We start from the raw sequence: 25,561 nt of genomic DNA, 5'->3' as shown, positions 1-25,561 counted from the left end.
ACGTCAGCGGTCGGTGATCGGCGGCGGGACGATTCCGCAGGCGAACCAGGCGCGAGCACTCAGCGTGAACGGTCCGTCCGGTAGATGCGGACGGCAGAGCTCGCGTACCCGCTCCTGCTGGTCGGTGGGCAGGGCTGCCAGATGTGCGCCGGCCGGCCCGACCCCGAAGGTGAACGGCTGCCAGAAGTCTTCGAAGTCCGTGTAGTCGGCGTGGGCGATCAATGCGCCGTCGACGACGTCGCGCAGACCGATCCGGCGGAGACGGGTGGCGATGTCGCCGCGACCGACACCCACCCGCATACGCTCGCCGACGACGTCGGGGTCGAGTTCCCGGGCGCCGGCCCAGAACGTCTCGAGCATCGTCATGCCGCCCTCGTCGAGGTCCCACATGCATGCGGCGACGACCCCGCCCGGCCGCGTGACACGCGACATCTCCCGCAGGCCCTGGTCGGCGTCGGTCATGAAGCCGACGACCAGGCACGAGTACGACGCGTCGAAGTCGTCGTCGGGCCAGGGCAGCGCCTCGGCGGTGCCCTGACGGACGTCGGCAGCGGGATGTCGCTCGTGGCAGGCAGTGACGAACTGGGCAGCGGGGTCGATCGCGGCGACGCGCTGCTCGCCGAGCCGCCGGGCGAGCACACCCGTCAGACCGCCCGGTCCGCAGCCCACGTCGAGGACCCGCTCTGCCTGGTCAACCCCGGCCACGTCGACCAGGGCGGGCGCGAGCGTCCGGGTGTAGCGGCCCATGAAGCGGTCGTACCCGTCGGCGGGCGACGTGAACATGAGGTCCACTCAACTCCGACCCGAGCGCATCGTCAATCGTGCCAGTCGTCGTGGTCCGGGAGGATGCGGCACTCGCCGACGCCGCTTGTCCGCAGTGGTTTCGTGTGAGTCGCCCTCAACGCCCGAGCGGGCCGCGCCCCAGACGCAGCAGCAGCATCGCCAACGTGTGGCCTTCCTGCCCGAGTTCGGCGAAGCGGTCGAGGACCTTCACCTCACGACTGTGGACCAGGCGGGGCCCACCCGATGCCATCCGGGCGGCCCCGATCTTCTTGGACACCGCCGAGCGGCGTTTCACCGCCGCCAGGATCATCGCGTCCATGCGATCGATCTCGCCTCGCAGCACATCGATGTCGCCGGGCAACGTCGTGACGTCGGCGGACAGGTCGTAGGCATCCACGTCGAAGCCGGTCGTGGTGCCCGCATCGTCGCCGACCTTGTCGTCGGGGGTGTTGGCGTCAGTCACCCGATCGATTTTGCCACGGGTCCGATGGCCGTGAGACTGGAGCCCATGCTGAGCAGGGGGACAGTGTCGTCGGTTGCCATCGCGTTGATTCTCGTACAGCTCGTCGTCCGCGGCTGGTTGGCAGCCACCGGCAACTTCTACTGGGACGACCTGGTGCTGATCGGCCGCGCATCGACGCTCCCGATCCTCAGTTGGGATTATCTCGGGCACAGCCACGACGGGCATTTCATGCCCGCGGCGTTCCTGCTGGCAGGCCTGTCCACGGTGATCGCGCCGGTGAACTGGCTGGTGCCGGCCATCAGCATGATCGTGCTGCAGGCCATCGCCTCGTTCTCCGTGTGGCGGATGATCCGGGTGATCGCCGGCCCGCGAGCCGGGTTGGCGGCACTCGCCGCCCTGACCTTCTACCTGTTCAGCCCGATGACCGTGCCGGCGTTCGCCTGGTGGGCAGCCGCGCTCAACACATTGCCGATGCAGGCGGCGATGGCCTGGATCGTCGCGGACGCGGTGCTGTTGACGAGGTCGCGTGGCCGCCGACGCGACGCCCGGATGATCGTGATCCGGTCGTCGGTGGTGTTCGTGATCGCTCTGACATTCTTCGAGAAGTCGCTCTTCATCCTTCCGGTGGCGTTCGTCGCGGCCGTACTCGCCGCCCGTTTCACCGAACGCCCGGATGACAACGCCGTGCCGCGGACCGAGACCGCGGCCGATTCCGGTCCTGATCGCCCGGACAGTGCTCTGATCAGGGCATTCACCAGTGCGCGCGCACTGTGGGCGTCGCTGGCGGTCATCTTCGTGGCGTGGGCGGTGGTGTTCTTCTCCGTCTCCGACGCCACCGCGGGGCAGCACTCGGCGACGCAGACGCTGAGGCTGGTGTGGCGGTCGATCAACGACGCGGTCATCCCGTCGCTGGTCGGCGGCCCCTGGGAATGGGAGCGCTGGGTGCCGAGCCCGCCCATGGGATTCGCGCCGGTATGGATGATCGTCCTGGGCTGGGTGGTCCTCGCCGTGCTGGTGTGGTGGGCGGTCACACGTCGTCGGGGCGCGGTGGCGGTGCTGGTCTGTACGGCCGTCTACGTTGTCGGCGCCCAGCTCCCGGTGTTGTGGAACCGCTCGAGCGCCAACACCGCACTCGAACTGGCGCAGACCATGCGGTACCTCCCCGACGCCGCCCTCGTGATCACCATCGCGATCTCCCTGATCGCCGCGTCGCCGGCGACGGCACGTGGTGAGGCCGTACGCCACGGCGGTTCCCCGGAGTCACGACGACTGGCTCCGGTCATCGTGCCGCTGGCCGGTGCGCTCGCCGTGGTGTCGGCGGTGATCTCGCTGGTGTCCTTCTCGACGTCGTGGCGCGACGATCCGACCGGCGACTATCTCGCCAACGCGAAGCGCTCGCTTGCCGCGAACCGGGATCATCCGATGGTCGACCAGTCGCTCCCGTTGGAGGTGCTCCTCCCGGTTGCGTATCCGAGCAATCAGATCAGTCACACGTTCGGACGGGTGCAGGACCGCCCGGATTTCGCGGCCACAACCGACCGGCTGAACGTTCTCGACAAGGCGGGCAACATGGTGCCCGGCGCCGTCACGCCCGCCCGCACAGTGCGGCCGGGCCGGGGGTCGTGCACCCGTCCCGAGGTGGCGGGTCCCCGGCGGCTCGTCCTCGATGGTCCACTGCTGCAATGGCGTTGGACCGTCGCGGTCAGTTACTGCGCCGACATGGACGGTGACGTCGACATGGGGCTCGACGGCGGCCGCACGGTTCGCGTGCCGGTGCGCGCCGGATTGCACGTCGCCTATGTCCAGCTCGAGGGGCGGGGTCGGCACGTCAGCGTGCGACCGGTGACGCCGGGGCTCTCGCTGCACACCGGGGAGGGCCGGGTCGGTGAGGTCGCCGAGGCCAGACTCGTCGGCTGAGCCTGCTCAGGCGTCGTCGAGAGGAGTGGAGAACACCTTCAGCTTCTCGGGGCTGACGCCCTCGGTGAGCGCCAGGATGCGCAGTGCGGTGGCGACCTCGTCCTCGGCGGCGACGTAGGTGATCTCGCGATCGCCGGCGGCGGCCAGCTGTTGCTTGAGCTGCTCGGTCAGGAGCGCGGTGCCCGGCCAGCTCGGATCCAGCCGACCCAGCTCGACATGCTGCGCGTATCCCGGTCCGAACGAGACGAAGAGATTGCCCTCCGGGCCGACGCCATCGAAGATGTAGTCGCCCTGCTCGACGCCGTAGCTGCTGGGAAAACCGGCCACCTGATCGTTGTAGCGGGCGGCGTCGAATTTCTTGGCACCGGTGCGCACCAAAGTGATCGGCAGGGTGGACGACTTCTCCTGGCTGTCGATGTACTCGTTCAGCTCGTTCGCGCCGACGTCGACGAACGGCAGGAACCGGACCGACGTGTCGGTTCTGACCCCGCGCGAACCCGGTGGGAGGTTCGTTGCGGCACAGGTTGTCTCGGCCCGGCCGCCGAACGGGGTGCCGACGATCCGGGTGCAGATCCCACCGCGTTCGCCGGGTCTGAGGTTGTCGACGGCGAATCGCATGGTGATCCCGAAGTTGACGTGACCGGCAACACCGCGCATATCGGTCGCGACATCGGGGTCCAGTGCCCCGTTGACGGCGATGACGAAACCGCAGGAGGCCGGAGTGCAGCTGCCGCCGGCGCGGCTGTTGACGGCATTGTCGGTCAGCGGCACCGCCGGGGCGGGCACGCTGGTCAGCTGCGGGACCAGGGATCGCTCTTCGGTGAAGAGCGTGTCCAGCTCGCCGGTGGGGAGCAGCGTCACGTCGGTGTCGACGGTGACCGTGGTGTCCGAGCGGGTGAACTCTCCCTTGAGGTGGGTGACCCGCTTGGTCGTCGGGTCGAAGGTGGTCTGCATCGAACCGACCCGGACCTTGTCGTCGCCGATGGCGGTGATGACCGGATCGGTGGTCGGCCAGGACCGCGCGTCGGGCAGTCCCTTGTTGGGTGCGGGCAACTCCAGACCGAACTCGGGTGTCTTGACGCGTTCGGTGTTGCCGATCCGGCCGGCGAGCAGAGCCGGAGACAAGAGGTAGCCGAGGTCCGGCAGACCCGAGTAACGCAGGTTGGACCACTTGTTGTCGGTCACGCCGAGGTCGAGTTGGGTGGCGACGGGCGCGGTCCCGAACAGGTCGGACCACAGTTTCGCCGGGCCGTTGACGTAGCGGTAGTTGCCGATCTGGCGGTACTCCGCGGTCGACGAGTCGTAGGTGACGGTGCCCGCGGCGTTCTTGGTCGATGCCACCGTGAGGTCGGTGAAGTCGACCGTCCGGGCCTTGGCGCCGGTGCCCGTGCCGGTGGTGGTGAGTGATCCCGAATACCGGGCACCCGGGCTGCTGCCCAGTTGGAAGGCGACGTCGTCGAGTTCCTGCTGGGCGGTGAAGGCCGCGGTGGGAGCGCCGGACCCGTCGGTCGGGAACGGCACGACGGCCGCCACGAGCGCCGCGATGAGCGCGAGCAGCCCGACGCCGGACACCAGCACGGGGACGGTGTTGGACTGACGTTTCATCGCAGACCCCTCTTCACATGCCGCGAGCACGCGCGACAACCTCCGCATGACAGCAGACCACGGCGAAGGCGGTCGGCAACATGCGCCGGATGAATGACCCCCGGGGTATCGACTCCCCGATTTCGGGCATATCGTAGCCGCTCGCGGATGCCGGGAGCGGTCGAGCGGCCGACGCGTGATCGTTTGGAGCGGGCGAGCCGATCCGGTCGTGTCGCAGCCCCGGAGTAACCTGAACCCCGATGACAAGCTCCACCCGCGAAACGGCCCAGACCTCCCAGGACTCCGGCACCGGAAGCGCGTCCGACGACCACACCGCCCGTCTTCTCGACGGCCTCAACCCGCAGCAACGGGCGGCGGTCCTGCATGCCGGTGGGCCGTTGCTGATCGTGGCGGGCGCAGGTTCGGGCAAGACGGCGGTGCTGACGCGAAGGATCGCCTACCTCCTGGCCGAGCGGGACACGACGCCCGGCCAGATCTTGGCGATCACCTTCACCAACAAGGCCGCCGCCGAGATGCGCGAACGCGTGATCGATCTGGTCGGCCCGCGTGCCGCATACATGTGGGTGTCGACGTTCCACGCCACCTGCGTGCGGATCCTGCGTGCGCAGTCGGCACTGCTCGGATCGCGGAACTCGAACTTCTCCATCTACGACGCGGATGATTCGAAACGGTTGCTGGGCATGATCATCCGTGACATGCAGCTCGATCCGAAGAAGTTCAGTCCGCGCGGTGTCTCGGTGAACATCTCGAATCTCAAGAACGAGCTCATCGATCCCGCTTCCGCGCTGGCCGCGGCGTCCGACGCCGAGCCCTCGGTGTTGGTGGTGGCGCAGGTCTATGCGGAGTACCAACGCCGCCTGCAGACCGCGAATGCCTTCGACTTCGACGATCTGATCGGCGAGACCGTGGCACTTCTCCAGCGGCATCCGGAGGTCGCGGAGTATTACCGCCGCCGGTTCCGCCACGTGATGGTCGACGAGTACCAGGACACCAACCACGCTCAGTACGTTTTCATCCGCGAGTTGGTCGGCGACGAGGACTCCGATTCGCCGGTGGCGCCGTCGGAATTGTGCGTGGTCGGCGACGCCGATCAGTCGATCTACGCGTTCCGCGGCGCGACGATCCGCAACATCGAGGAATTCGAACGCGACTTCCCGAACGCCGAGAGCATCCTGCTCGAGCAGAATTATCGCTCCACCCAGACGATCTTGTCGGCAGCGAACGCCGTCATCGCGCAGAACACGAACCGGCGCGAGAAGCGATTGTGGACAGATTCCGGAGACGGCGAGCTGATAGTCGGCTATGTCGCCGACTCCGATCGTGACGAATCGTTGTTCATCGCAAAGGAGATCGAGGATCTCACGGACTATTCGATCGGCGGGTCATCGAGCCATTCGTACTCCGACATCGCCGTGTTCTATCGCACCAACACGGGGTCCCGATCGCTCGAAGAGGTCTTCGTCCGGCACGGCATCCCGTACAAGGTGGTCGGCGGGACGAAGTTCTACGAGCGCAAAGAGGTGCGCGACGTCGTGGCCTACCTGCGGGTGGTGGCCAACCCCGACGACTCGGTCAGTCTGCGACGCATTCTCAACACCCCACGCCGAGGTATCGGAGACCGGGCCGAGGCATGCGTGGCGGTGCACGCGGAGAATCGGGGGATCGGGTTCTACGAGGCGCTCGTCGAGGGCGCGGCCGGAAACGTACCGCTGCTGAACACCCGTGCGGTGAAGCAGATCGGCGGATTCGTAGACCTCATCGAAGGGCTGCGCAACGACTTTCTCGCGACCTTCGGGGCGGCGGGTGAGGCGAGCGAGGATGTGGCCGTGGTCGACGCCACGGAGGAGGGCGCCGACATCGGTGAGCTCGTCGACGCCATCGTCGAGCGGACCGGTTACCGGACCGAGCTCGAGGCGTCCCGCGATCCGCAGGACGGCGCCCGACTCGACAACATCAACGAATTGGTGGCGGTGGCAAGAGAATTCAGTGCCGATGCCGCCGGGTTGTCCGCCGACGACACCGCAGATGTCGACGACGAAGGGCTCGACGAACGTCCGGACAACGACGGCGAACCCGAGCCGGGATCGCTCTCCGCCTTCTTGGAGAAGGTCTCGCTGGTCGCCGACGCCGATCAGGTGCCCGACGAGGGCGAGGGCGTGGTCACCATGATGACGCTCCACACCGCGAAGGGTCTCGAGTTCCCGGTCGTGTTCGTAACCGGTTGGGAGGACGGTCATTTCCCGCATCTGCGCGCGCTCGGTGACCCTGCCGAGCTCAGCGAGGAACGACGGCTCGCCTACGTCGGGATCACGCGTGCCAAGGAGCGTCTGTACCTCACCCGGTCGGTGATGAGGTCGTCCTGGGGTCAGCCGGTGTCGAATCCGGAATCGCGCTTCCTGCAAGAGATCCCGCAGCATTTGCTGGATTGGCGACGCACCGAACCGCGTCGCTCGGCCAGTAGGCACCTGTCCTCGAGCGGTGGCGTGTTCGGTCGTGGTGACTCGGGCTTCGGAGGCGGTGGCTTCGGCGGCGATCGTGGACGGTCGTCGTACTCATCGGATCCGACGCGGGGCCGGAACAAGCAGGTGCACTACGAGGTCGGGGACCGCATCAGCCACCCGAAATACGGCATGGGTAAGGCAGTGGGCAAAGAGGGTAGTGGTGCAACCGAACGCATCACGTTCGATTTCGGCGGCAACGTCGGACGGGTCACGCTGCTGACCGCAGGAGGGCTTCCGGGCGACAAGCTCTAGGCCCGTCCGGCTTCCGGCCCGTCGTGTGCACGCGCGGAGGGCGACAACCAGATCGCCCCGGGTGCCGTCGGTCAGCCGCTGAAGTTGGCGAGCTTCACGCCGTGCTCGGCGAGCCAGGGCGCGGGATCGATCTTGGTGTTCCCGCTTTTCCAGACCTCGAAGTGGCAGTGCGGGCCAGTCGAGAAACCCTCGCTGCCGACGAGTGCGATGACATCGCCGGCGGTGACGCGCTGGCCCTTCTGGACCAGCACACCCGACGATGCCATGTGGCCGTACATGGTGATCGTTCCGTCGGCGGCCTGGACCTGCACCCAGTTGCCGTAGCCCGATGCGGGACCGGCCTCGACGACGACACCGTCGGTGGCGGCGTGGATTGGGGTGCCAAGGGGCGCGGCCAGGTCGATGCCGCCGTGGAAGCTACCCCAGCGATTCGAGTACGTGGACGTGAAGTCGTACTTGCCGAGCGGGATCGGCGACTCGAACAGCGGGCGGCGGAGAAGGTTCTCGCGCTGCTCTTCGGCGGCGGCCCGCTGCTTGCCGACGGCCAATTGGTCGGTGAAGGTGTCCATGTCCTTCGCCGGGGCGGCCGCGGCGACGCCGGGCCCGAGGTCGGGTGCCTCGCCGGTCGTGTCGACGTTGGCGGCATTGGTCGGTGTGGTGGGCGTGCTGTCGGTGGAACCGACCTGTGCCACCGCGGCGACGGCGGCACCGGCCGCCATGGCGATGAGTGCAGCACGGCCACCCTTGAGGGCGGCCGGGGGAGCGCTGATGCGGTGCTTGCCACCGCGGCGGACAGAGCCGCCCTGGGGTGTGCGCGTGCGGAAGGGCTTGTCGTCGGAGATGTGCAGCGGGCGCTCGTCGCTGCCGTCAGTGCTCGTGAGCGAGAAGCTGTCGGGGCGGGCGCCGTCGACGTCGAACGGCTCGTCGTGTTCGTAGGCGTCGAACTCGCTCTCCGGGATCAGGATGTCCTGGGTGATCTCGGAGCGGGTCGGATGGTAAGAGCGGCTCCACGTACCCGAGTCCCACGTCGTGTCGCCGTCGGTGAAGTCGTCGATCGGGATGATCGTGGTGACGTCCGTGGCGGAACGGTCTTCGGTGAAGCGGGCTGAGGACTGCCCGGTGGTCGTGACCGGTCGGTCCGGATTCCCGCGTCCCGTCAAGTCGTCCACCTCATCTCTTTGCTAACGAGGACTACCGGATTGACGACCGTAATCCTTTTGTGACCAACTGACAGCCGACGGTAACGAATTGATTGCGACAAGTGCAACGGCACGAGCCCAAAACCTGCGGATATGTGAGCTGCATCACCGGTCGGACACCCCGATGCCGACCATGGTGAATTCTCGATCCACGTGGGTGCACGCACAGATGGCCTCGCCCCCTCGACAACCGGTCCATCAGATCACGTTCCGATCGGGCTGCGATCAGCGGGGTGGTGAGGTGCGTGAGGCCACCGAGCGAGTGATCTGTCGCACAAGCGGTGGGTGCGCCGACAGGGGCCATACGCGGCAGGTTTAAAGTCCGATATGGCCCGCAATACACCCCTGCGGTGTTACATCCTTCTGCGGACAAACCTACGAGATGGTGAGCTGAATGGATCTCTTCGAATACCAGGCGAAGGAACTTTTCGCCAAGCACGAGGTACCCACCTCGGCCGGCCGCGTTACCGACACGGTTGCCGGGGCACGGGAGATTGCTGAGGAAATCGGCAAACCGGTGATGGTCAAGGCCCAGGTGAAGGTCGGCGGCCGCGGCAAGGCGGGCGGCGTGAAGTACTCCGCTGACGTCGACGCCGCGGTGGCGAACGCGGAGTCGATCCTCGGCCTCGACATCAAGGGACATGTCGTCAAGAAACTGCTGGTCGCAGAGGCGAGTGACATCGCCGAGGAGTACTACATCTCCTTCCTGCTCGACCGCACCAACCGCACCTACCTGGCGATGTGCTCCGTCGAGGGTGGAGTCGAGATCGAGGTGACCGCCGAGGAGAATCCCGACGCTCTCGCCAAGATCCCCGTCGACGCCGTCAAAGGTGTCGATGTCGCATTCGCGCGCAGCATCGCCGAGGCCGGCAAGTTGCCGGCCGAGGTGCTCGACGCCGCGGCTGTGACCATCCAGAAGCTGTGGGAGGTCTTCATCAACGAAGATGCTCTGCTGGTGGAGGTCAACCCGCTGGTTCGCACCCCCGACGATCAGATCCTCGCGCTCGACGGCAAGGTCACCCTCGACGCCAACGCCGACTTCCGTCAGCCCGGGCACGAGGCCTTCGAGGACAAGGACGCCACCGATCCTCTGGAGCTCAAGGCCAAGGAGAACGACCTCAACTACGTCAAGCTCGACGGTCAGGTCGGCATCATCGGCAACGGTGCCGGGCTGGTCATGTCGACCCTGGACGTCGTCGCGTACGCGGGTGAGGCCCACAAGGGCGTCAAGCCCGCCAACTTCCTCGACATCGGTGGCGGCGCCTCGGCCGAGGTGATGGCCGCGGGTCTCGACGTGATCCTGGGTGACGAGCAGGTCAAGAGCGTGTTCGTCAACGTGTTCGGTGGCATCACCGCCTGCGACGCCGTGGCCAACGGTATCGTCGGCGCGCTGAACAAGCTGGGCTCGGACGCGAACAAGCCACTGGTCGTTCGTCTGGACGGCAACAAGGTCGAAGAAGGCCGCAAGATCCTGGCTGATGCGAACCACCCGCTGGTGACGCTCGCCGAAACGATGGACTCCGGCGCCGACAAGGCCGCCGAACTGGCGAGCAAGTGAGGAATTGAGCCATGTCGATCTTTCTGAACAAAGCGAACAAGGTCATCGTCCAGGGCATCACCGGCGGTGAGGGCACCAAGCACACCGCGTTGATGCTCAAGGCGGGCACCAACATCGTCGGCGGCGTCAACGCGCGCAAGGCCGGCACCACGGTGAGCCACGACGGTGGCGTGGAGCTGCCCGTGTTCGGCACGGTGGCCGAGGCGATGAAGGAGACCGGCGCCGACGTCTCGATCGCGTTCGTGCCGCCGAAGTTCGCCAAGGATGCCATCATCGAGGCAATCGACGCGGAGATCCCGCTGCTGGTGGTCATCACCGAGGGTATTCCGGTGCAGGACAGCGCCTACGCGTGGGCCTACAACGTGTCCAAGGGCAACAAGACCCGGATCATCGGACCGAACTGCCCCGGCATCATCACCCCCGGCGAGTCGCTGGTCGGCATCACCCCGGCCAACATCGCGGGCACCGGACCCATCGGCCTCGTGTCGAAGTCGGGCACCCTGACCTACCAGATGATGTACGAACTGCGCGATATCGGCTTCTCCACCGCGATCGGTATCGGCGGCGACCCTGTCATCGGCACCACGCACATCGACGCGATCGAGGCCTTCGAGAAGGATCCCGACACCAAGGTGATCGTGATGATCGGTGAGATCGGTGGCGACGCCGAGGAGCGTGCGGCCGACTACATCAAGGCGAACGTCTCCAAGCCCGTCGTCGGTTACGTCGCGGGATTCACTGCGCCGGAAGGCAAGACGATGGGCCACGCCGGCGCCATCGTGTCCGGCAGCTCGGGCACCGCGCAGGCCAAGAAGGAGGCCCTCGAGGCCGCAGGCGTCAAGGTCGGCAAGACGCCGAGCGAGACCGCCAAGCTGGCCCGGGAGCTCTACCAGAGCCTCTGACATCCAGCACGACGCATCTGCGGCCGTTGTTCCCGTTGGCCGGCAACAACGGCCGCAGTTCGTTCGGGGGCTACGATTCGTTTGTGGGCCAGGACAACGAGGTACCGCGTGCGGTACTGGTCGCGGCGGCAGTCGGGGCGGTGGCGCTTGCCGGTCGGGCGACGGTGGCCTCGGCGTCCGTCGTGGCATCGGGTATCCGTTTCGGCCTCCGCCTGCCGGTGATCGGTGCACTCGGAAGGCGAGGAGTGGATCGACTGGCGGCGGGTGGTGAGCAAGTGCTCGACGCGCTCCCGGAGTCCATCGATCGGGTGCGAGCCCTTGTCGCGGTGATCGTCTCCGCCATCGTGGCCGAACTCGACCTGACCACCCTGGTGCGGGAGAACGTCGATCTGAACGAGGTCGCCGCCGGCCTGGACATCGCGGCAATTCTCGACCGTGTCGATCTCGACGCCGTGATCCGTGACCGGGTGGACCTCGACGCGGCGGTGGCGAATGTCGATCTCGACGCGGTGGCCGGTGGTATCGACATCGACGCGATTGCAGCGCGAATCGATGTCGACGCGATCCTGAGTCGGGTCGACCTCATCGGTCTGGCCAACGAGATCATCGAGGGTGTGGACCTGCCCGACATCATCCGTGAGGCGAGTACCTCCGTGACCTCCGACGTGATGACGGACGTGCGCAGCACAAGTGAGCGTGCCGATGACGCGGTGGCCGGGATCGTTGGCCGGATTCTGCGGCGCGCGCCGGAGGTGCCGCCCGATGAGTGACGCCCTGCCTCCCCATGCACATCCGCCGGCGATACACGACAGCAGCAAGAACGCCGGGATCGTCAGCCGCGGGGTTGCGGCATCTCTCGACCTCCTGGTGGTGCTCGCGATCCTGAGTGGCGCCTACCTCGGCTTTGCCATGGTGCGGCTCCTCTTCAGTATCCGCGACTTCTCCTTCCCGCAGCCCAATGCAGTGTTCACCGCAACGGGTTTCATCGCCGTGTCGATCGCCTATCTCGCGTTGTGCTGGGCGGTATCGGGGCGCACGCTCGGGTCGGTGGTGATGGGCCTGCGTGTGGTGAACCACAAGGGCGACCGCATGCGTCCCGTCGGCGCCCTGCTGCGTGCGCTGTGCTGCGTGTTCTTCGCCGTCGGGCTGGTCTGGGTGGCGGTGGACCGGCGACGCCGATCGGTGGCCGACGTCGTGCTGCGGACCCGGGTGGTCTACTCGCGCTGAGCGGGTCCGATCTCTGATTCGGATTTCAATGCGGCCAAACCCTTTTCGAAGTCCTTCCCGATCAGCTTGTCGAACAGTCCCAGCGGACCGGCGATCCGCGAGAACAACGAGTGCGGTCCGGTCATCGTCCAGGTGATCTCGGTCTGCGCGCCACGTGGCGCCAGGGTGAACACACTGGTGCTGGTCGACTTCATCGGCTTCTCGAACGCGACGGCGACGCCGATCCGGGTGGGTTCCGTGACGTCGGTGATCTCCATCGTGCCCTTGCCGGCCTTGCGGTTTCCCGACCATGAGTACGTCGCGCCGACACCGCTGTCGGCCCCCGCATACTCCCGTGTGAGGTCAGGGTCGAGGCCCTCCCACGGCGACCACCGCTTCCACTGGTGGAAATCGACGATGAGCGGGTAGATATCCTCAGGCGCCGCGGCGATCGTGGTGGTTCGCGTCACGGTGTAGTCGGACATGGTGAGCTCCTGTCAGGGTGAGTGTATTCCGCGATTATGACCGCCGCGGGCGCCACGAATCACCGGTCCGGGCCGATTGTTTCCGAACGGTCGTCCGGCGGGCGGGCCACACTACGATGTGAGGGTGACCGATCGCCCGCGCGCCGATGCCAGCAGTCTGGTCGAATCGCTGTTCGATCACGGCACATTCGAGAGATGGGATGCTCCCGTCGGCTGGGAGCCGACCGACCCGCGATATCGGTCCTCGCTCGCCCGGGCGCGTGAGCACACCGGGCCGGATGAATCGGTGATCACCGGATCCGGTCGCGTCCGCGATGTCCGGGTGGCCGTGGTGGTCAGCGAATTCGGCTTCCTCGGCGGGTCGATCGGCCGGAGCGCCGGTAAGCGAGTGGTCGCGGCGATCGAACGGGCGACACAGGAGAGGATCCCCGTGCTGGCCCTCCCGGCGTCGGGTGGGACCAGAATGCAGGAAGGCACGGCGGCGTTCCTGCAGATGGTTGCGATCACGGGCGCGGTCAACGCGCACAAGGCTGCCGGGCTCCTGTACCTGGTGTACCTCCGACACCCGACGACGGGTGGGGTGTTCGCGTCGTGGGGTTCCCTCGGGCACGTGACCTGGGCGGAGCCGTCGGCGCTCGTCGGGTTCCTCGGTCCCCGTGTCTACCAAGGGCTGTACGGCGAGCCGTTCCCCGCGAACGTCCAGACGTCGGAGAATCTGCAGCGACGAGGGTTGGTGGATTCCGTTGTGCCGACCGACCGTCTTGCCGCCGTCGTCGGAGAAACGCTCGCGGTGCTGTCCGCCACGGCGCCGGGAGCGAACCGGCAGGGGGACGCGCAGACCGACCCGCGCTCGGACCCTCCGAACACCGGCACGGCCTGGGACGCCGTCGTCGCGACCAGGGCGCCGGATCGGCCCGGACTGAAGGAGCTCCTGGCGGTGGATGGCGCTGTCGTGCTCCGTGGCAATGCGCCGTTGTGGTTGGCGCTCCACAGGTTCGGCGGCAATTCGGCGGTGGTGATCGGGCACGACCGGCGGATACAGGCGGGCGGGGAACTGATCGGTCCGGTCGATCTCCGAGTTGCGCGACGCGGGATGACCATGGCGACCGACCTGGGTTTGCCGGTGGTCACCGTCATCGACACCCCGGGTGCCGAATTGTCGGTGACAGCCGAAGAGTCCGGGCTGGCCTCCGAGATCGCCCGCTGCACAGCGGAACTCGTGGCGGTCCCGGTTCCGACCGTCTCGGTTCTGCTCGGGCAGGGTGCGGGTGGGGCGGCGCTGGCCATTTTCCCGGCGGACCGCAGGATCGCGGCGACCGATGCGTGGCTGTCGCCCCTGCCGCCGGAAGGTTCCAGCCTCATCGTGCACCGAGACACCGACCACGCGGCAGAGTTGGCTGCCGACCAGGGGATCGTCGCAGGCGCATTGTTCGCCGACGGCACCGTCGATCGTCTGGTCGAGGTGATGGCACCCGACGGGATGGCTCGTCTCCGATCGGCGATCGCCGCGGAACTGGCTTGCGGACCGACACCGTCGGACTCCCGTCGAACTCGCGTCCCCGGAGCCGGCAGGTGACCCGGCGTGTCGTCGGGGTCGGAGCCGTCGTCTGGGATTCCGCCGACCGGCTGCTACTGGTACAGCGCCGGTATCCGCCACAGGCCGGCCGTTGGAGCGTGCCGGGCGGCAAGGTCGAGCCAGGGGAGACGCTCCCCGCTGCGGCCGCGCGTGAGGTCGAGGAGGAGACGGGTCTCATCGTGGAGGTGGGGGCACAAGCGTGGGTGGTCGACATCCCGGGCGACGACGACGTGCTGTACGAGGTCCACGGCTTCGTGGCCGAATACCGTTCGGGCACGATCCGGGCCGGCGACGACGCTGCGGATGCCCGATGGGTCGCAGCGTGCGAGCTGAACGAGTTGCCGCTGACCGACGGGTTGGTCGACCACCTCCGTCGGTATGGCCTGCTCCGGTGAGATTCCTGAGCCGTGCCATCGCGGCAGGTCGGGCGGCCGGCATCGACATCGTCGCCTCGTGCGGCCAAGCTGGAGAGTGGTCTCACGATGGCCGACCGGCATTTTCGACAATGGAGGATCTCGCATGACGGACCTGTTACCGCTGGACCCCGATGAACTGCTCACCACCACACGTTCGGTGCGCAAGCGTCTCGACCTGGAACGTCCGGTGCCACTGGAGATCGTCACCGAGGCGCTGGAGGTGGCGCTGCAGGCGCCGTCGGGAAGCAACAGTCAGGGTTGGCACTGGATCGTGGTGACCGAGCCGGACATCAGACAGAAGGTGGCCGACCTCTATGCGAAGTCGTTCGCCGCGTACTCGGCGAACCAGCCCAGGGCCGACGACACCGCCCGCCGCGTCGCGTCGAGCGCGCAGTACCTGGCCGACACGATGGGGCAGGTGCCGGTTCTGGTGATCGGTGCGATCTACAGCGGAGGCGAACTCCCGGCGGGCAACCAGGCGGGTCTCTGGGGTTCGTTGCTGCCGGGCGCGTGGAGTCTGCAGCTCGCGCTGCGTGCTCGCGGATTGGGATCTGCCTGGACGACTCTGCACCTGACCTATGAACGTGAGGTCGCCGAGCTCCTGGGCATCCCGGACTCCGTTCACCAGGGGGTGCTGCTGCCCGTCGCGTACTACACGGGTACCGACTTCAAGCCGGCCGGCCGCAAACCCCTCGACGACATCCTGCACGTCAACGGCTGGTGACGGCCATGATGTGACCGACGCGGCGGTAGAGTGCGAACTCATCATGACCACGTCGCCAACCTCGTCATCCGAGCAGCCTGCGCGCACCCGTCGCGGGCAGGCGAAGGCGGCGCGGCGGGCCGAATTGCTCGAGGCCGCCGCGCGCCTGATGGCGGCCCGTGGCTTTGCCGGGGTGACCCTGGAGGACATCGGCGGAGCGGTGGGCGTCAGTGGCCCGGCGATGTACCGTCATTTCTCGTCGAAGACCGACCTACTCGACGAGATGCTCGTCGACATCAGTCAGCGACTGCATGACGGCGGCGCGGAGGTCGTCGCCCGTGACGGTGCACCTGAGCAGACGCTGCACGATCTGATCCGCTTCCACATCGACGTGCTCGTCACCAAGCCCGATCTGATCGCAGTGCAAGACCGCGACCTGTCGTCGCTGACACCGGCCGCGAATCATCGGGTGCGATCCCTGCAGCGGCGCTACGTGGAGCAGTGGGTCGACGTGCTGCTGGCCGTGTACGTGACCGCGGGCGTCGGTGCGCTCGACCGCGATGAGGCCCGGGTGCGAGTGCATGCCACGTTCGGTCTGCTGAACTCGTCGCCGCGTCTCCCGGCCTACCCGGAACCGGGCCTGCGCGCCGTGCTCGGCGCGATGGCGTGGGCAGCGTTGCGGGCGGAGTGATCTCGTGGTCTCGATACGCCGGCTCGCTTCGCTCGCGGGCTACTCGACCGGCGGTTGGGGTTCGTCGGGTCGCTTCGCTCGCGGGCTACTCGACCGGCGGTTGGGGTTCGTCGGTCGAGTAGTGGAGGAGCGTAGCGACGGAAACGTATCGAGACCAATCGCGCACGGTCAGATCCCCAGCGCCGCGCGCTGTTTGACGACCTCCTCGCGGTAGTGCTCGACATTGCTCATCTTGATGCTCTCGTAGCCGCGGACCAGGTCCGGCAGGTCGGCGAGTGCGACAGCGGACGGCAGCTGTTCGGTGCCGATCCGGCCGCTCGACAGCCCCGCGAGGATCGCCTCGACGATCTCGCGGTACTCGACGATCAATGCGCGCTCGGTCCGGCGGATCTCATTGTGTCCGAACGGGTCCAGCTTGGTACCGCGCAGGCGCTTCATCTTTGCGAGACCGGCCAGCGGCCGATCCGCCCAGGCCCCGAGCGATATCTTCTCGCGCATCCCGAGATGACGCAACGTCGGCGGATGCAGCCGCACGGCGACCTCGGCGTCGTCGCCGAATTGCTCGGCGATTCGTGAAGCGAAAGCCGCATCCTGCGTCAGCCGAGCCACCTCGTACTCGTCCTTGTAGGCCATGAGCTTGTAGAGGTTGCGGGCCACGGCGCCGGTCAATCCATCGCCGTGGCCGGCCCTGTGCACCCGGTCCACCAGCTCGAGATACCGACGCGCATAACGCTCGTTTGCGTAGGCGATCAACTCGTCGTATCGGGCCGCGATCGCGTGGGCGAGGTCGTCGTCGACAATATCCAGCGCCGTGACCGCCGCCGCGGCACGGTCGCTCGGGATGATGTCCGGTGACGACGAACCGTGCAGAGCCGCGAGCGCGTCCGTCACGGCATCCGGGTCGTCGACGATCTGCCGACCGCGGCGGAAGGCCTGCGTGTTGGCCTCCACGGCGACGCCGTTGAGTTCGATGGCCCGCTCCACGGACTCTGCCGAGATCGCCAGCGCACCTGCCTGATATGCCGCCCCGACCATGAGCATGTTGGCGTACTGCTCGTCGCCGAACAGCCCGGTCGAGAGCGCACCCGGGTCGAGGTAAACCGCACGTGCCACCTTGGCGTCGATTGCGGAGTGGACCTGGTGGGCGGCCGGGAAGCCGACCGAGGTGTCGATGACCATCGCGCCCGTGGGGATCTCGGTCGTCGAGACCACGGCCACCGTCTTGTCCGGCGCCGCGACCTTCAGGTTGACGGGATCGGTGCCGACGAGGGGATCGCACACCAGGTAGAGGTCGCAATCATCGGAGGCGACCTTGGCGGCCTGCTCGATGACTCCCGGCGACACCTTCACATCGCTCACCACCGCACCGCCCTTCTGGGCGAGGCCGGTCATGTCCACGGTGCGGGCGGCGTGCCCGTCCAACACCGCCGCGGTGGCCAGGACCTGCGACACGGTCACCACGCCGGTGCCGCCGATTCCGGTGACCCGCAGGGTGAATGTGTCACGGAGTTCCGGGACGTCCGGCGTCGGCAGTGCCGTGTCGGCGATGTCGTCGGCCCGCGCGCTTACGCGGCGTGTTCCGGGCGTGACGGTCACGAAGGACGGGCAGTCGCCCTTCAGACACGAGAAGTCGAGGTTGCAGGAACTCTGGTCGATCCGGGTCTTGCGGCCGAACTCGGTCTGGACCGGATGAACGGAGAGACAGTTCGACTTCTCGCCGCAGTCGCCGCAGCCCTCACAGATGCGCTCGTTGATCATCACGCGCTGATTGGGGGTCTCGACGGTGCCGCGCTTGCGCTTCCGGCGTTCCTCCGCAGCGCAATGCTGATCGTGGATCAGCACCGTCACGCCGGCGACCGCGGCCAGTTCGGTCTGTACGTCGAGCATCTCGTCTCGGTGACGTATCTCGACACTTCCGGGGAGTGCGAGGCATTTGGTGCGCTTGGGATCGTCGGAGGTCACCACGATTCGGGCGACGCCCTCGTCGATCAGCAACGACGTCAGACGGGGCAAGCCCATGGCACCCACGGGATCCTGGCCGCCGGTCATCGCCACGGTTCCGTTGTACAGCAACTTGTAGGTGATGTTCTCGCCCGCCGCGACCGCCGCGCGCAGGGCCAGCGATGCCGAGTGCATGAAGGTCCCGTCGCCGACGTTCTGAACGAAGTGGTCGGCGGTCACGAATGGCGCCATTCCCAGCCACTGTGCGCCCTCGCCGCCCATCTGGGTGACGCCGGCGATGTCTCCTACCTGACGGGGGTCCATCAGCAGAACCATGGCGTGACAACCGATCCCGGCTCCGACGAGTGTGTCGTCGGATACCTTGGTAGAGCTGTTGTGCGGGCAGCCGGAGCAGAAGTAGGGCGTGCGGACGGCGAGCGGCAGTTCGATCCGCCCGCGCCGCTGCGATTTGCGGTCGAGCCAGTTCTGCGCGGCGTCGATGTGATGGTGGTGCGCGAGGCGTTGGGCGAGGCCGCGGGAGACGGCGTCGACGTCGAGTTCGCCGAATCTCGAGAAGAGCGTCGAGCCGTCCTCGTTCGTCTTGCCGACGATCCGAGGAGCACGAGGGTGTCGGAAGAGAATGTCACGCATCATCGTCTCGATGAAGTCGCGTTTCTCCTCGATCACGATGACCTCGTCGAGTTCGCCGGTTGCGGTGTCGAACATGAAGCGGTTCAGGATATCTCGCTCGATCGGGTACACCATCCCGAGCTTCAGGATGCGGACGCCGAGACGGCACAGATCGTCGTCGCTGATGCGCATCAGACGCAGCGCCTCCCGGAGGTCGAGATAGGTCTTGCCTGCGGCGACGATGCCGATGTGGTCGTCGGGGCTCGACACGGTGATCCGGTTGATCCCGTTGAGGCGCGCGTACTCGAGCGCACGCGGGATGCGGGTGGTGAGCTGATTCTGTTCCAGCTCCATCAGATTCGCGCCCAGCAGACGACCGCTCGGAACGTGTGGGCTGGTGCCGAGGTCTCCGTAGACCGGCATGATCCGGGCCGGATCCACCATGGCGGTGGAGGCGCCGTCGGCGACGTGCGCGGAGATCTTCATCGAGGTCCACAGGCCGCTGGCTCGACTCATCACCGCGGCGTGCACGCCGAGATCGAGGATGTCCTGGGAATCGGCAGGGTAGAGGATCGGCATGTACAGATCCGCGAGCGCCATCTCCGACGCGCACGGGACCGTCGAACTCTTCGCGCCCGGGTCGTCGCCGACCAGTGCGACCGCTCCACCGGCGGGGTGCGTGCCGATCAGGTTGGCGTGCCGCAACGCATCGGTGGCGCGGTCCAGGCCTGGAGCCTTGCCGTACCAGTAGCCGACCACCCCGTCGCGGGCATGTCCCGCGGCGTCCGGGGCGAGATGCCCCACCTGCCCGGCCACCTGGGAACCCATCACCGATGTCGCCGCGATCTCCTCGTTCAGCCCGGGGCGGTGGACGATGTCGTAGGGCTCGAGGTAGATGCGGCGACGGGCGATCTCCAGGTCGTAGCCGGCCAGCGGCGAGCCCTCGTAACCGGAGATGAAGGAGGCGGTCCGCAGATTCTGCAGCCGATCGATGCGAGCGCGGTCGCGGACCATTCGGACCAGCGCTTGGATGCCGGTGAGGTAGATGGTGCCCGACTCACGCGTGTAGCGGTCGTCGAGGGAGAATGTCGCGCCCCCGGGAATCGGGGCGCCGCGTGAACCGGCTTCGGTGTGCGCACCTACTCGGCGCGCGCGGTCGTCTGCGAGGGTCATGGGGTTACCTGGCCTTCTTCATATGTCGGTCCACGAAGCCGGTGGGTGGTGGCGTCGCGGGCGTCGGTTATGTGGGCCCGTGGGTGGTGGGCCTGACACCACAGTACGAAATTTCGTGAGCCGCGTCACGTCGGCTGCGAGAATGTGATGAGTGTCGGGAAGGGCACGTGACAAGTCGCACCGGGCTGACGTACGATGCGGTTCAGTTAATCACCACTAACTGAAAGGTCGATGGTGACCAGCACGTTCAGCACGGAAGTCACGAGCGGGTCCGGCGAAGAGCCGGTCGGGTCCCGTGTCGCCCATCTCCGCAACATCGGCCGACTCGGGGAACTCCTCGCCGCAGCGCGGCGAGGAGGCGGCGAGAAGGCGCGCGACCGGCACATCTCCCGCGGCAAGCTCTTGCCCCGCGATCGGGTGGACGGACTCCTCGACGTCGGTTCACCCTTCCTCGAGGTCGCTCCCCTCGCGGCGACAGGGATGTACGACGACCGCGTGCCGTCGGCCGGTGTGGTCGCGGGCGTGGGTCGCGTCGCCGGGCGCGAATGCATGATCGTCGCCAACGACGCGACGGTCTCCGGCGGCACCTACTACCCGATGACCGTGAAGAAGCACCTGCGCGCACAAGAGATCGCCGCGGCCAACCGGTTGCCCTGCATCTACCTCGTCGACTCGGGCGGCGCGATGCTCCTACAGCAGGACGAGGTGTTCCCGGACCGGGATCACTTCGGCCGGATCTTCTACAACCAGGCGACAATGAGCGCCGCGGGCATCCCGCAGATCGCCGCGGTCCTCGGATCGTCGACGGCCGGCGGCGCCTACGTGCCGGCGATGAGCGACGAGACGGTCATCGTGCGCAATCAGGGCACGATCTTCTTGGCCGGCCCGCCGCTGGTGAAGGCGGCCACCGGTGAGGACGTGACCGCCGAGGAGCTCGGCGGCGGTGCGATGCACTCGTCGATCTCCGGGGTCACCGATCATCTCGTCGACAATGACGAGCAGGCCCTGGCGAAGGTCCGCGACATCGTCGCCACCCTGGGCCCGCGTGATGCGGCGCAGTGGGAGACGATCGCCGCTCGCGAACCGAAGCGGCCGCAGACCGATATCTACGACGTGGTCCCGACCGATTCGCGGACCCCCTACGACGTCCGCGAGGTCATCGAGATCCTCAGTGACGCCGGAGAATACACCGAGTTCAAGGCGAACTACGGCACCACGTTGGTCACCGCCTTCGCCCACGTGCACGGTCACCCGGTCGGCTTCGTCGCGAACAACGGCGTGTTGTTCAGCGAATCCGCGCTCAAGGGTGCACATTTCATCGAGCTCTGCGATCAGCGGCGGATACCGCTGATCTTCCTGCAGAACATCACCGGCTTCATGGTCGGACGCGCCTACGAGGAGGGCGGCATCGCCAAGAACGGGGCGAAGATGGTCAACGCCGTCGCCTGTGCGCGGGTACCCAAGCTGACCGTCATGGTCGGCGGCTCGTTCGGCGCCGGCAACTATTCGATGTGTGGCCGTGCGTATTCGCCGCGTTTCCTGTGGATGTGGCCCAACGCTCGCATCTCGGTGATGGGCGGCCCGCAGGCGGCCGACACGCTGGCCACGGTCCGTCGCAACCAGGTCGAACGATCCGGGGGTGACTGGGCGGCCGACGACGAGGAGGCGTTCAAGGCGCCGATCCGCGAGCAGTTCGAGCGGCAGGCGGACGCGTACTACTCGACTGCCCGGCTGTGGGACGACGGGATCATCGATCCCGCACAGACGCGCACCACCCTCGGATTGGCGCTCGAAGCCTGCCGATATGCCCCACTCGACGACCCGCGCTACGGCGTCTTCCGGATGTGATCACGTGACCGACAACAACACTCCAGCTATTCGGCCGATCCGCAGCGTGCTGGTCGCCAACCGCGGCGAGATCGCCTGTCGGGTGATCGGCACCCTGCGTCGGATGGGCATCCGCAGTGTCGCCGTCTATTCGGACGCAGACGCTGACGCGCGCCACGTCCGGGAGGCCGACGTCGCGGTTCGGATCGGGCCGGCGCCTGCGACCGAGAGCTACCTCGACATCGACGCCGTGGTGCGCGCGGCGCAGGACTCCGGCGCCGACGCCGTGCACCCCGGATACGGGTTCCTCTCGGAGAATCAGAAGTTCGCCTCGGCGCTGGCCGGTGCGGGTCTCGTCTTCATCGGTCCGCCGGTGGATGCCATCGCGACGATGGGCGACAAGATCACCGCCCGAGCCGCGGTCACCGAACGCGACGTCCCGGTGGTTCCGGGACTGTCACGCCCGGGTCTGACCGACGACGACCTGATCGCCGCCGCGCCCGACGTCGGCTTCCCGGTACTGATCAAGCCGAGCGCCGGTGGCGGCGGTAAGGGCATGCACCGTGTGGAGAACGCCGCGGACCTGCCTGCTGCCCTCGAACGCGCGCGCCGAGAGGCCGGCTCCGCCTTCGGTGACGACTCCCTGTTTCTCGAGCATTTCGTGGACACCCCACGTCATATCGAGGTCCAGGTCCTCGCCGACGAGCACGGCAACGTGATCCATCTCGGAGAACGTGAATGCTCGCTGCAGCGCCGCCACCAGAAGGTGATCGAGGAGGCGCCGTCGGCCCTGCTCGACGACGAGACGCGTGACCGGATCGGTGCTGCGGCGTGCGACGCCGCGCGCAGTGTCGGCTACACCGGTGCGGGCACGGTCGAGTTCATCGTCTCCGCCCATCGGCCCGACGCGTTCTTCTTCATGGAGATGAACACGCGGCTGCAGGTGGAACACCCGGTAACCGAGCTAGTCACCGGCGTCGACCTGGTAGAACAGCAGATCCGGGTGGCGAGGGGTGAGACCCTCACGCTCGTCCAGGACGACCTCGTGATGAGCGGGCATGCGATCGAGGCGCGAGTGTATGCAGAGGATCCGGCGCACGGATTCCTGCCGACCGGCGGCACCATCGCAGGCCTCGTCCACCCTGATTCGAATCCGGGCAACGGGATTCGTGTCGACTCGGCGATGACCGAGGGGTTGGTGGTCGGTAGCGACTACGATCCGATGCTCGCGAAGATCATCGCGCACGGCAGAGATCGGGAAGAGGCGCTCGAGCGACTCGACCAAGCGCTTGCGCACACCCACGTACTCGGCGTGGTGACCAACATCGACTTCTGTCGACACGTGCTCGCCCAGCAGTCCGTCCGCGCCGCGGAGCTCGACACCGAACTGCTCGACCGACTCGTCCGCGACTACTCGGTACCCGATCCCGTCCCGGAAGCTCTTGTCCTGGCAGGGTTCGCGCGTATCGGATCCCGCGACCGCGCAGACGTATGGCAGTCCGCGGTGGGTTGGCGGATCGGCGAGACCGCGCCCGTCGTGACCCGATTGGTGAGTGGCGCTGAGCATTTCACCGTCGCCATCCACGTGGAGTCGGCGTCGGCGGATGCGATCGCCGGTCAGGCGACCGTGACGTACGACGACGACGACCGGAAACCCTGGCATGCGGCAGTCGAATATCGTCGGGTCACCAACGGCGACAACGAGAGCCGACGGCTGATCGTCGGCGGGGTCAGCCAGTCATGGTCGAAGGCCGAGGTCGACGGGACGTGGTGGGTGGCGGGTCCGCAGGGGACCTGGCTGCTCGACCTCGCCCGAACGCTGCTCGACGAAGCAGCCGACGAGCACGCCGGCGAGATCCTCAGCCCGATGCCGGGAACGGTGGTCGCGGTCCGGGCCGAGGCGGGCGACACCGTCTCGGCGGGCAACCCGATCGTCGTCGTCGAGGCGATGAAGATGGAACACACGCTCACCGCTCCGATCGACGGAGTGGTGGCCGTCTCGGCGAGGGTCGGCGACAAGGTGGCGGCCGGCCAGACACTCGCACATGTGGAGTCCGCCGCGAGCGATTCGATCAACAAGGAGAACTGATGGAACTCAGTCAGGAGTACACCGACCTCGTCCACAGCGTCCGCGACTTCGCCCGGTCCGTCGTGGCGCCCGTCTCGGCGAAACACGATGAGGAACACAGCTTTCCCTACGAGGTCGTCGCGCAGATGGGTCAGATGGGGCTGTTCGGGCTGCCGTTCGACGAGGAGTACGGCGGCATGGGTGGCGACTACTTCGCCCTCGCGCTGGCTCTCGAGGAACTCGGCAAGATCGATCAGTCCGTCGCCATCACACTCGAGGCAGGGGTGAGCCTGGGAGCGATGCCGATCCACCGGTTCGGCACCGAGGCGCAGAAGCAACAATGGCTGCCCGACCTCACCTCCGGCCGTGCACTCGCGGGATTCGGTCTCACCGAGCCGGGCGCGGGTTCCGACGCCGGAGCCACCGCGACCACCGCGAAGGACGACGGTGACTCGTGGATCATCAACGGCGGCAAGCAATTCATCACGAATTCCGGAACCGACATCACATCGTTGGTCACGGTGACCGCCGTGACCGGCACGAAAGAGAACGGGCGCAAAGAGATCTCGACGATCATCGTCCCGTCCGACACTGCGGGATTCACTGCCGAACCGGCGTACAACAAGGTCGGGTGGAATGCCTCGGACACGCATCCGCTGACATTCATCGACGCGCGGGTGCCCACCGAGAATCTCCTGGGTGAGCGTGGCCGTGGCTACGCCAACTTCCTCTCGATCCTCGACGAGGGGCGGATCGCAATCGCCGCACTGTCCACCGGTGTCGCGCAGGGCTGCGTGGACGAGAGTGTGAAGTATGCGAAGGAGCGCCAGTCCTTCGGGAAACCGATCGGCGAATACCAGTCGGTGTCGTTCGCGATCGCGCGGATGGAGGCTCGTGCGTACGTCGCCCGCACCGCCTACTACGACGCGGCGGCGAAGATGCTGGCCGGTAAGCCGTTCAAGAAAGAGGCCTCGATCGCCAAGATGGTCGCCAGCGAGGCGGCGATGGACAATGCGCGGATGGCCACCCAGATCCATGGTGGCTACGGATTCATGAACGAATACCCCGTGGCCCGGCATTACCGGGACTCCAAGATCCTGGAGATCGGCGAGGGCACCACCGAGGTCCAGTTGATGCTGATCGCACGGGAACTGGGGTTCGCATGAGCCGGGAGCGCGTCGAGGATCCGGTCCGCATCGTCCAACGGGGCCTGTGGTTCGACGAGTTCGCGGAAGGAACCGTGTACGAGCATCGGCCCGGCCGCACGGTCACCGAGGCGGACAACGTCCTGTTCACCACGCTCACGATGAACACTCAGGCCCTCCACCTCGACGCGGCGTGGTCGGCGCAGCAGCCCGGTTTCGGTGGTCAGCGGCTGATCAATTCGATGTTCACGTTGTCGACCATCGTCGGTCTGTCGGTGTCGCAGCTGACCCAGGGCACACTCGTCGCCAATCTCGGCTTCAGCGAGGTCGCCTTCCCGGCGCCGTTGTTCGCGGGTGACACCCTATACGCCGAGACCGAGTGCACGGGTAGGCGGGAATCGAAGTCGCGACCCGGCGAGGGCGTGGTGAACTTGACCCACATCGGACGCAATCAGCACGGCGAGGTCGTTGCGCGCGCCGCACGGGCCACGCTGGTGCGAAAGAAGCCAGTGGAGTAGTG

The 25,561-nt window shown here is 67.0% G+C and carries 20 protein-coding genes; 14 read left to right on the top strand and 6 right to left on the bottom strand.

From position 1 onward, the window contains the following. Positions 1–3 precede the first annotated feature (3 nt). Positions 4–783 (bottom strand): class I SAM-dependent methyltransferase, encoded by a 780-nt coding sequence (locus ACLQ3I_RS13910; RefSeq protein WP_425802505.1) that lies wholly within the window; start codon positions 781–783, stop codon positions 4–6. 115 nt (positions 784–898) lie between these two features. Further along, positions 899–1,180, bottom strand: a complete 282-nt coding sequence (locus ACLQ3I_RS13905; protein WP_425790459.1) for a chorismate mutase — start codon at positions 1,178–1,180, stop codon at positions 899–901. 111 nt (positions 1,181–1,291) lie between these two features. Here ACLQ3I_RS13905 and ACLQ3I_RS13900 point away from each other — a divergent pair, with 111 nt between their 5' ends. Continuing rightward, positions 1,292–3,163 (top strand): hypothetical protein, encoded by a 1,872-nt coding sequence (locus tag ACLQ3I_RS13900; protein WP_425802503.1) that lies wholly within the window; start codon positions 1,292–1,294, stop codon positions 3,161–3,163. A 6-nt stretch (positions 3,164–3,169) separates the two neighbouring features. Here the strand turns inward: ACLQ3I_RS13900 and ACLQ3I_RS13895 are convergent, their stop codons facing one another. After that, the gene (locus ACLQ3I_RS13895; protein WP_425788787.1) at positions 3,170–4,768 is read right to left on the bottom strand and encodes a hypothetical protein; all 1,599 of its coding nucleotides are present in this window, start codon (positions 4,766–4,768) and stop codon (positions 3,170–3,172) included. A gap of 239 nt (positions 4,769–5,007) precedes the next feature. On the opposite strand from ACLQ3I_RS13895, the gene ACLQ3I_RS13890 reads away from it, so the two are divergent. Further along, on the top strand, positions 5,008–7,521 hold the full coding sequence (locus ACLQ3I_RS13890) for a UvrD-helicase domain-containing protein (RefSeq protein ID WP_425802500.1): 2,514 nt from the start codon (positions 5,008–5,010) through the stop codon (positions 7,519–7,521). Positions 7,522–7,592: 71 nt separating this feature from the next. Here the strand turns inward: ACLQ3I_RS13890 and ACLQ3I_RS13885 are convergent, their stop codons facing one another. Then, positions 7,593–8,690 carry a M23 family metallopeptidase gene (locus ACLQ3I_RS13885; RefSeq protein ID WP_425802497.1) on the bottom strand — a complete coding sequence of 366 codons (1,098 nt, stop codon included), beginning with the start codon at positions 8,688–8,690 and terminating at the stop codon, positions 7,593–7,595. Positions 8,691–9,114: 424 nt separating this feature from the next. On the opposite strand from ACLQ3I_RS13885, the gene sucC reads away from it, so the two are divergent. The 4 genes from sucC to ACLQ3I_RS13865 all read left to right on the top strand — a co-directional run bounded on the left by sucC (position 9,115) and on the right by ACLQ3I_RS13865 (position 12,407). Further along, positions 9,115–10,278, top strand: coding sequence for an ADP-forming succinate--CoA ligase subunit beta (sucC, locus tag ACLQ3I_RS13880; RefSeq protein ID WP_425788781.1), 1,164 nt, complete (start codon positions 9,115–9,117; stop codon positions 10,276–10,278). A gap of 11 nt (positions 10,279–10,289) precedes the next feature. Next, positions 10,290–11,180, top strand: a complete 891-nt coding sequence (gene sucD, locus ACLQ3I_RS13875) for a succinate--CoA ligase subunit alpha (protein WP_164306437.1) — start codon at positions 10,290–10,292, stop codon at positions 11,178–11,180. 83 nt (positions 11,181–11,263) lie between these two features. Further along, positions 11,264–11,950 (top strand): hypothetical protein, encoded by a 687-nt coding sequence (locus tag ACLQ3I_RS13870; protein WP_425802495.1) that lies wholly within the window; start codon positions 11,264–11,266, stop codon positions 11,948–11,950. Continuing rightward, positions 11,943–12,407 carry an RDD family protein gene (locus ACLQ3I_RS13865; protein WP_425788777.1) on the top strand — a complete coding sequence of 155 codons (465 nt, stop codon included), beginning with the start codon at positions 11,943–11,945 and terminating at the stop codon, positions 12,405–12,407. The genes ACLQ3I_RS13870 and ACLQ3I_RS13865 overlap by 8 nt, the downstream gene beginning before the upstream one ends. Here the strand turns inward: ACLQ3I_RS13865 and ACLQ3I_RS13860 are convergent. Beyond that, positions 12,395–12,871, bottom strand: a complete 477-nt coding sequence (locus ACLQ3I_RS13860) for an SRPBCC family protein (RefSeq protein WP_425788775.1) — start codon at positions 12,869–12,871, stop codon at positions 12,395–12,397. The genes ACLQ3I_RS13865 and ACLQ3I_RS13860 overlap by 13 nt on opposite strands. A gap of 124 nt (positions 12,872–12,995) precedes the next feature. Here ACLQ3I_RS13860 and ACLQ3I_RS13855 point away from each other — a divergent pair, with 124 nt between their 5' ends. The 4 genes from ACLQ3I_RS13855 (at position 12,996) to ACLQ3I_RS13840 (ending at position 16,257) form a co-directional block, all read left to right on the top strand. Next, positions 12,996–14,447 (top strand): carboxyl transferase domain-containing protein, encoded by a 1,452-nt coding sequence (locus tag ACLQ3I_RS13855; protein ID WP_425802493.1) that lies wholly within the window; start codon positions 12,996–12,998, stop codon positions 14,445–14,447. Further along, the gene (locus ACLQ3I_RS13850; protein WP_425802490.1) at positions 14,444–14,842 is read left to right on the top strand and encodes an NUDIX domain-containing protein; all 399 of its coding nucleotides are present in this window, start codon (positions 14,444–14,446) and stop codon (positions 14,840–14,842) included. The genes ACLQ3I_RS13855 and ACLQ3I_RS13850 overlap by 4 nt, the downstream gene beginning before the upstream one ends. Positions 14,843–14,966: 124 nt before the next feature. Next, positions 14,967–15,587 carry a nitroreductase family protein gene (locus tag ACLQ3I_RS13845; RefSeq protein ID WP_425788769.1) on the top strand — a complete coding sequence of 207 codons (621 nt, stop codon included), beginning with the start codon at positions 14,967–14,969 and terminating at the stop codon, positions 15,585–15,587. Between the two features lie 43 nt (positions 15,588–15,630). Then, positions 15,631–16,257: a TetR/AcrR family transcriptional regulator gene (locus ACLQ3I_RS13840; RefSeq protein WP_425788767.1), complete on the top strand. Its 627-nt coding sequence runs from the start codon at positions 15,631–15,633 to the stop codon at positions 16,255–16,257. A 168-nt stretch (positions 16,258–16,425) separates the two neighbouring features. On the opposite strand, the gene ACLQ3I_RS13835 is transcribed toward ACLQ3I_RS13840, so the two are convergent. Then, a complete protein-coding gene (locus ACLQ3I_RS13835) occupies positions 16,426–20,001 on the bottom strand; it encodes an indolepyruvate ferredoxin oxidoreductase family protein (RefSeq protein WP_425802488.1) in 3,576 nt (1,191 codons plus the stop codon). 231 nt (positions 20,002–20,232) lie between these two features. On the opposite strand from ACLQ3I_RS13835, the gene ACLQ3I_RS13830 reads away from it, so the two are divergent. From ACLQ3I_RS13830 to ACLQ3I_RS13815, 4 genes are read left to right on the top strand one after another with little or no spacing between them, the layout of a single operon-like run. Continuing rightward, the gene (locus tag ACLQ3I_RS13830; protein ID WP_425802486.1) at positions 20,233–21,849 is read left to right on the top strand and encodes a carboxyl transferase domain-containing protein; all 1,617 of its coding nucleotides are present in this window, start codon (positions 20,233–20,235) and stop codon (positions 21,847–21,849) included. After that, positions 21,806–23,917, top strand: a complete 2,112-nt coding sequence (locus ACLQ3I_RS13825) for an acetyl/propionyl/methylcrotonyl-CoA carboxylase subunit alpha (RefSeq protein WP_425802484.1) — start codon at positions 21,806–21,808, stop codon at positions 23,915–23,917. Before ACLQ3I_RS13830 ends, ACLQ3I_RS13825 begins: the two co-directional genes overlap by 44 nt. Beyond that, complete coding sequence (locus tag ACLQ3I_RS13820; protein ID WP_425802482.1) at positions 23,917–25,062, top strand: acyl-CoA dehydrogenase family protein; 1,146 nt, start codon at positions 23,917–23,919, stop codon at positions 25,060–25,062. Before ACLQ3I_RS13825 ends, ACLQ3I_RS13820 begins: the two co-directional genes overlap by 1 nt. Then, a complete protein-coding gene (locus tag ACLQ3I_RS13815) occupies positions 25,059–25,559 on the top strand; it encodes a MaoC family dehydratase (RefSeq protein ID WP_425788757.1) in 501 nt (166 codons plus the stop codon). The genes ACLQ3I_RS13820 and ACLQ3I_RS13815 overlap by 4 nt, the downstream gene beginning before the upstream one ends. Positions 25,560–25,561: the final 2 nt, after the last annotated feature.

Source organism: Gordonia sp. DT101 (genome assembly GCF_049844895.1).
Lineage (GTDB): Bacteria > Actinomycetota > Actinomycetes > Mycobacteriales > Mycobacteriaceae > Gordonia.
Note: the sequence above shows the minus strand (reverse complement) of the source record. Positions and strands in the feature narration are given on the sequence as shown.

Excerpts from the sequence above, each read along its gene's own strand:
- ACLQ3I_RS13910 (WP_425802505.1), bottom strand. The coding sequence starts at position 783 with ATGTTCACGTCGCCCGCCGACGGGTACGACCGCTTCATGGGCCGCTAC.
- ACLQ3I_RS13900 (WP_425802503.1), top strand. The coding sequence starts at position 1,292 with ATGCTGAGCAGGGGGACAGTGTCGTCGGTTGCCATCGCGTTGATTCTC.
- ACLQ3I_RS13895 (WP_425788787.1), bottom strand. The coding sequence starts at position 4,768 with ATGAAACGTCAGTCCAACACCGTCCCCGTGCTGGTGTCCGGCGTCGGG.
- ACLQ3I_RS13890 (WP_425802500.1), top strand. The coding sequence starts at position 5,008 with ATGACAAGCTCCACCCGCGAAACGGCCCAGACCTCCCAGGACTCCGGC.
- sucC (WP_425788781.1), top strand. The coding sequence starts at position 9,115 with ATGGATCTCTTCGAATACCAGGCGAAGGAACTTTTCGCCAAGCACGAG.
- sucD (WP_164306437.1), top strand. The coding sequence starts at position 10,290 with ATGTCGATCTTTCTGAACAAAGCGAACAAGGTCATCGTCCAGGGCATC.
- ACLQ3I_RS13865 (WP_425788777.1), top strand. The coding sequence starts at position 11,943 with ATGAGTGACGCCCTGCCTCCCCATGCACATCCGCCGGCGATACACGAC.
- ACLQ3I_RS13860 (WP_425788775.1), bottom strand. The coding sequence starts at position 12,871 with ATGTCCGACTACACCGTGACGCGAACCACCACGATCGCCGCGGCGCCT.
- ACLQ3I_RS13845 (WP_425788769.1), top strand. The coding sequence starts at position 14,967 with ATGACGGACCTGTTACCGCTGGACCCCGATGAACTGCTCACCACCACA.
- ACLQ3I_RS13840 (WP_425788767.1), top strand. The coding sequence starts at position 15,631 with ATGACCACGTCGCCAACCTCGTCATCCGAGCAGCCTGCGCGCACCCGT.
- ACLQ3I_RS13835 (WP_425802488.1), bottom strand. The coding sequence starts at position 20,001 with ATGACCCTCGCAGACGACCGCGCGCGCCGAGTAGGTGCGCACACCGAA.
- ACLQ3I_RS13830 (WP_425802486.1), top strand. The coding sequence starts at position 20,233 with ATGGTGACCAGCACGTTCAGCACGGAAGTCACGAGCGGGTCCGGCGAA.
- ACLQ3I_RS13825 (WP_425802484.1), top strand. The coding sequence starts at position 21,806 with ATGCCCCACTCGACGACCCGCGCTACGGCGTCTTCCGGATGTGATCAC.
- ACLQ3I_RS13820 (WP_425802482.1), top strand. The coding sequence starts at position 23,917 with ATGGAACTCAGTCAGGAGTACACCGACCTCGTCCACAGCGTCCGCGAC.
- ACLQ3I_RS13815 (WP_425788757.1), top strand. The coding sequence starts at position 25,059 with ATGAGCCGGGAGCGCGTCGAGGATCCGGTCCGCATCGTCCAACGGGGC.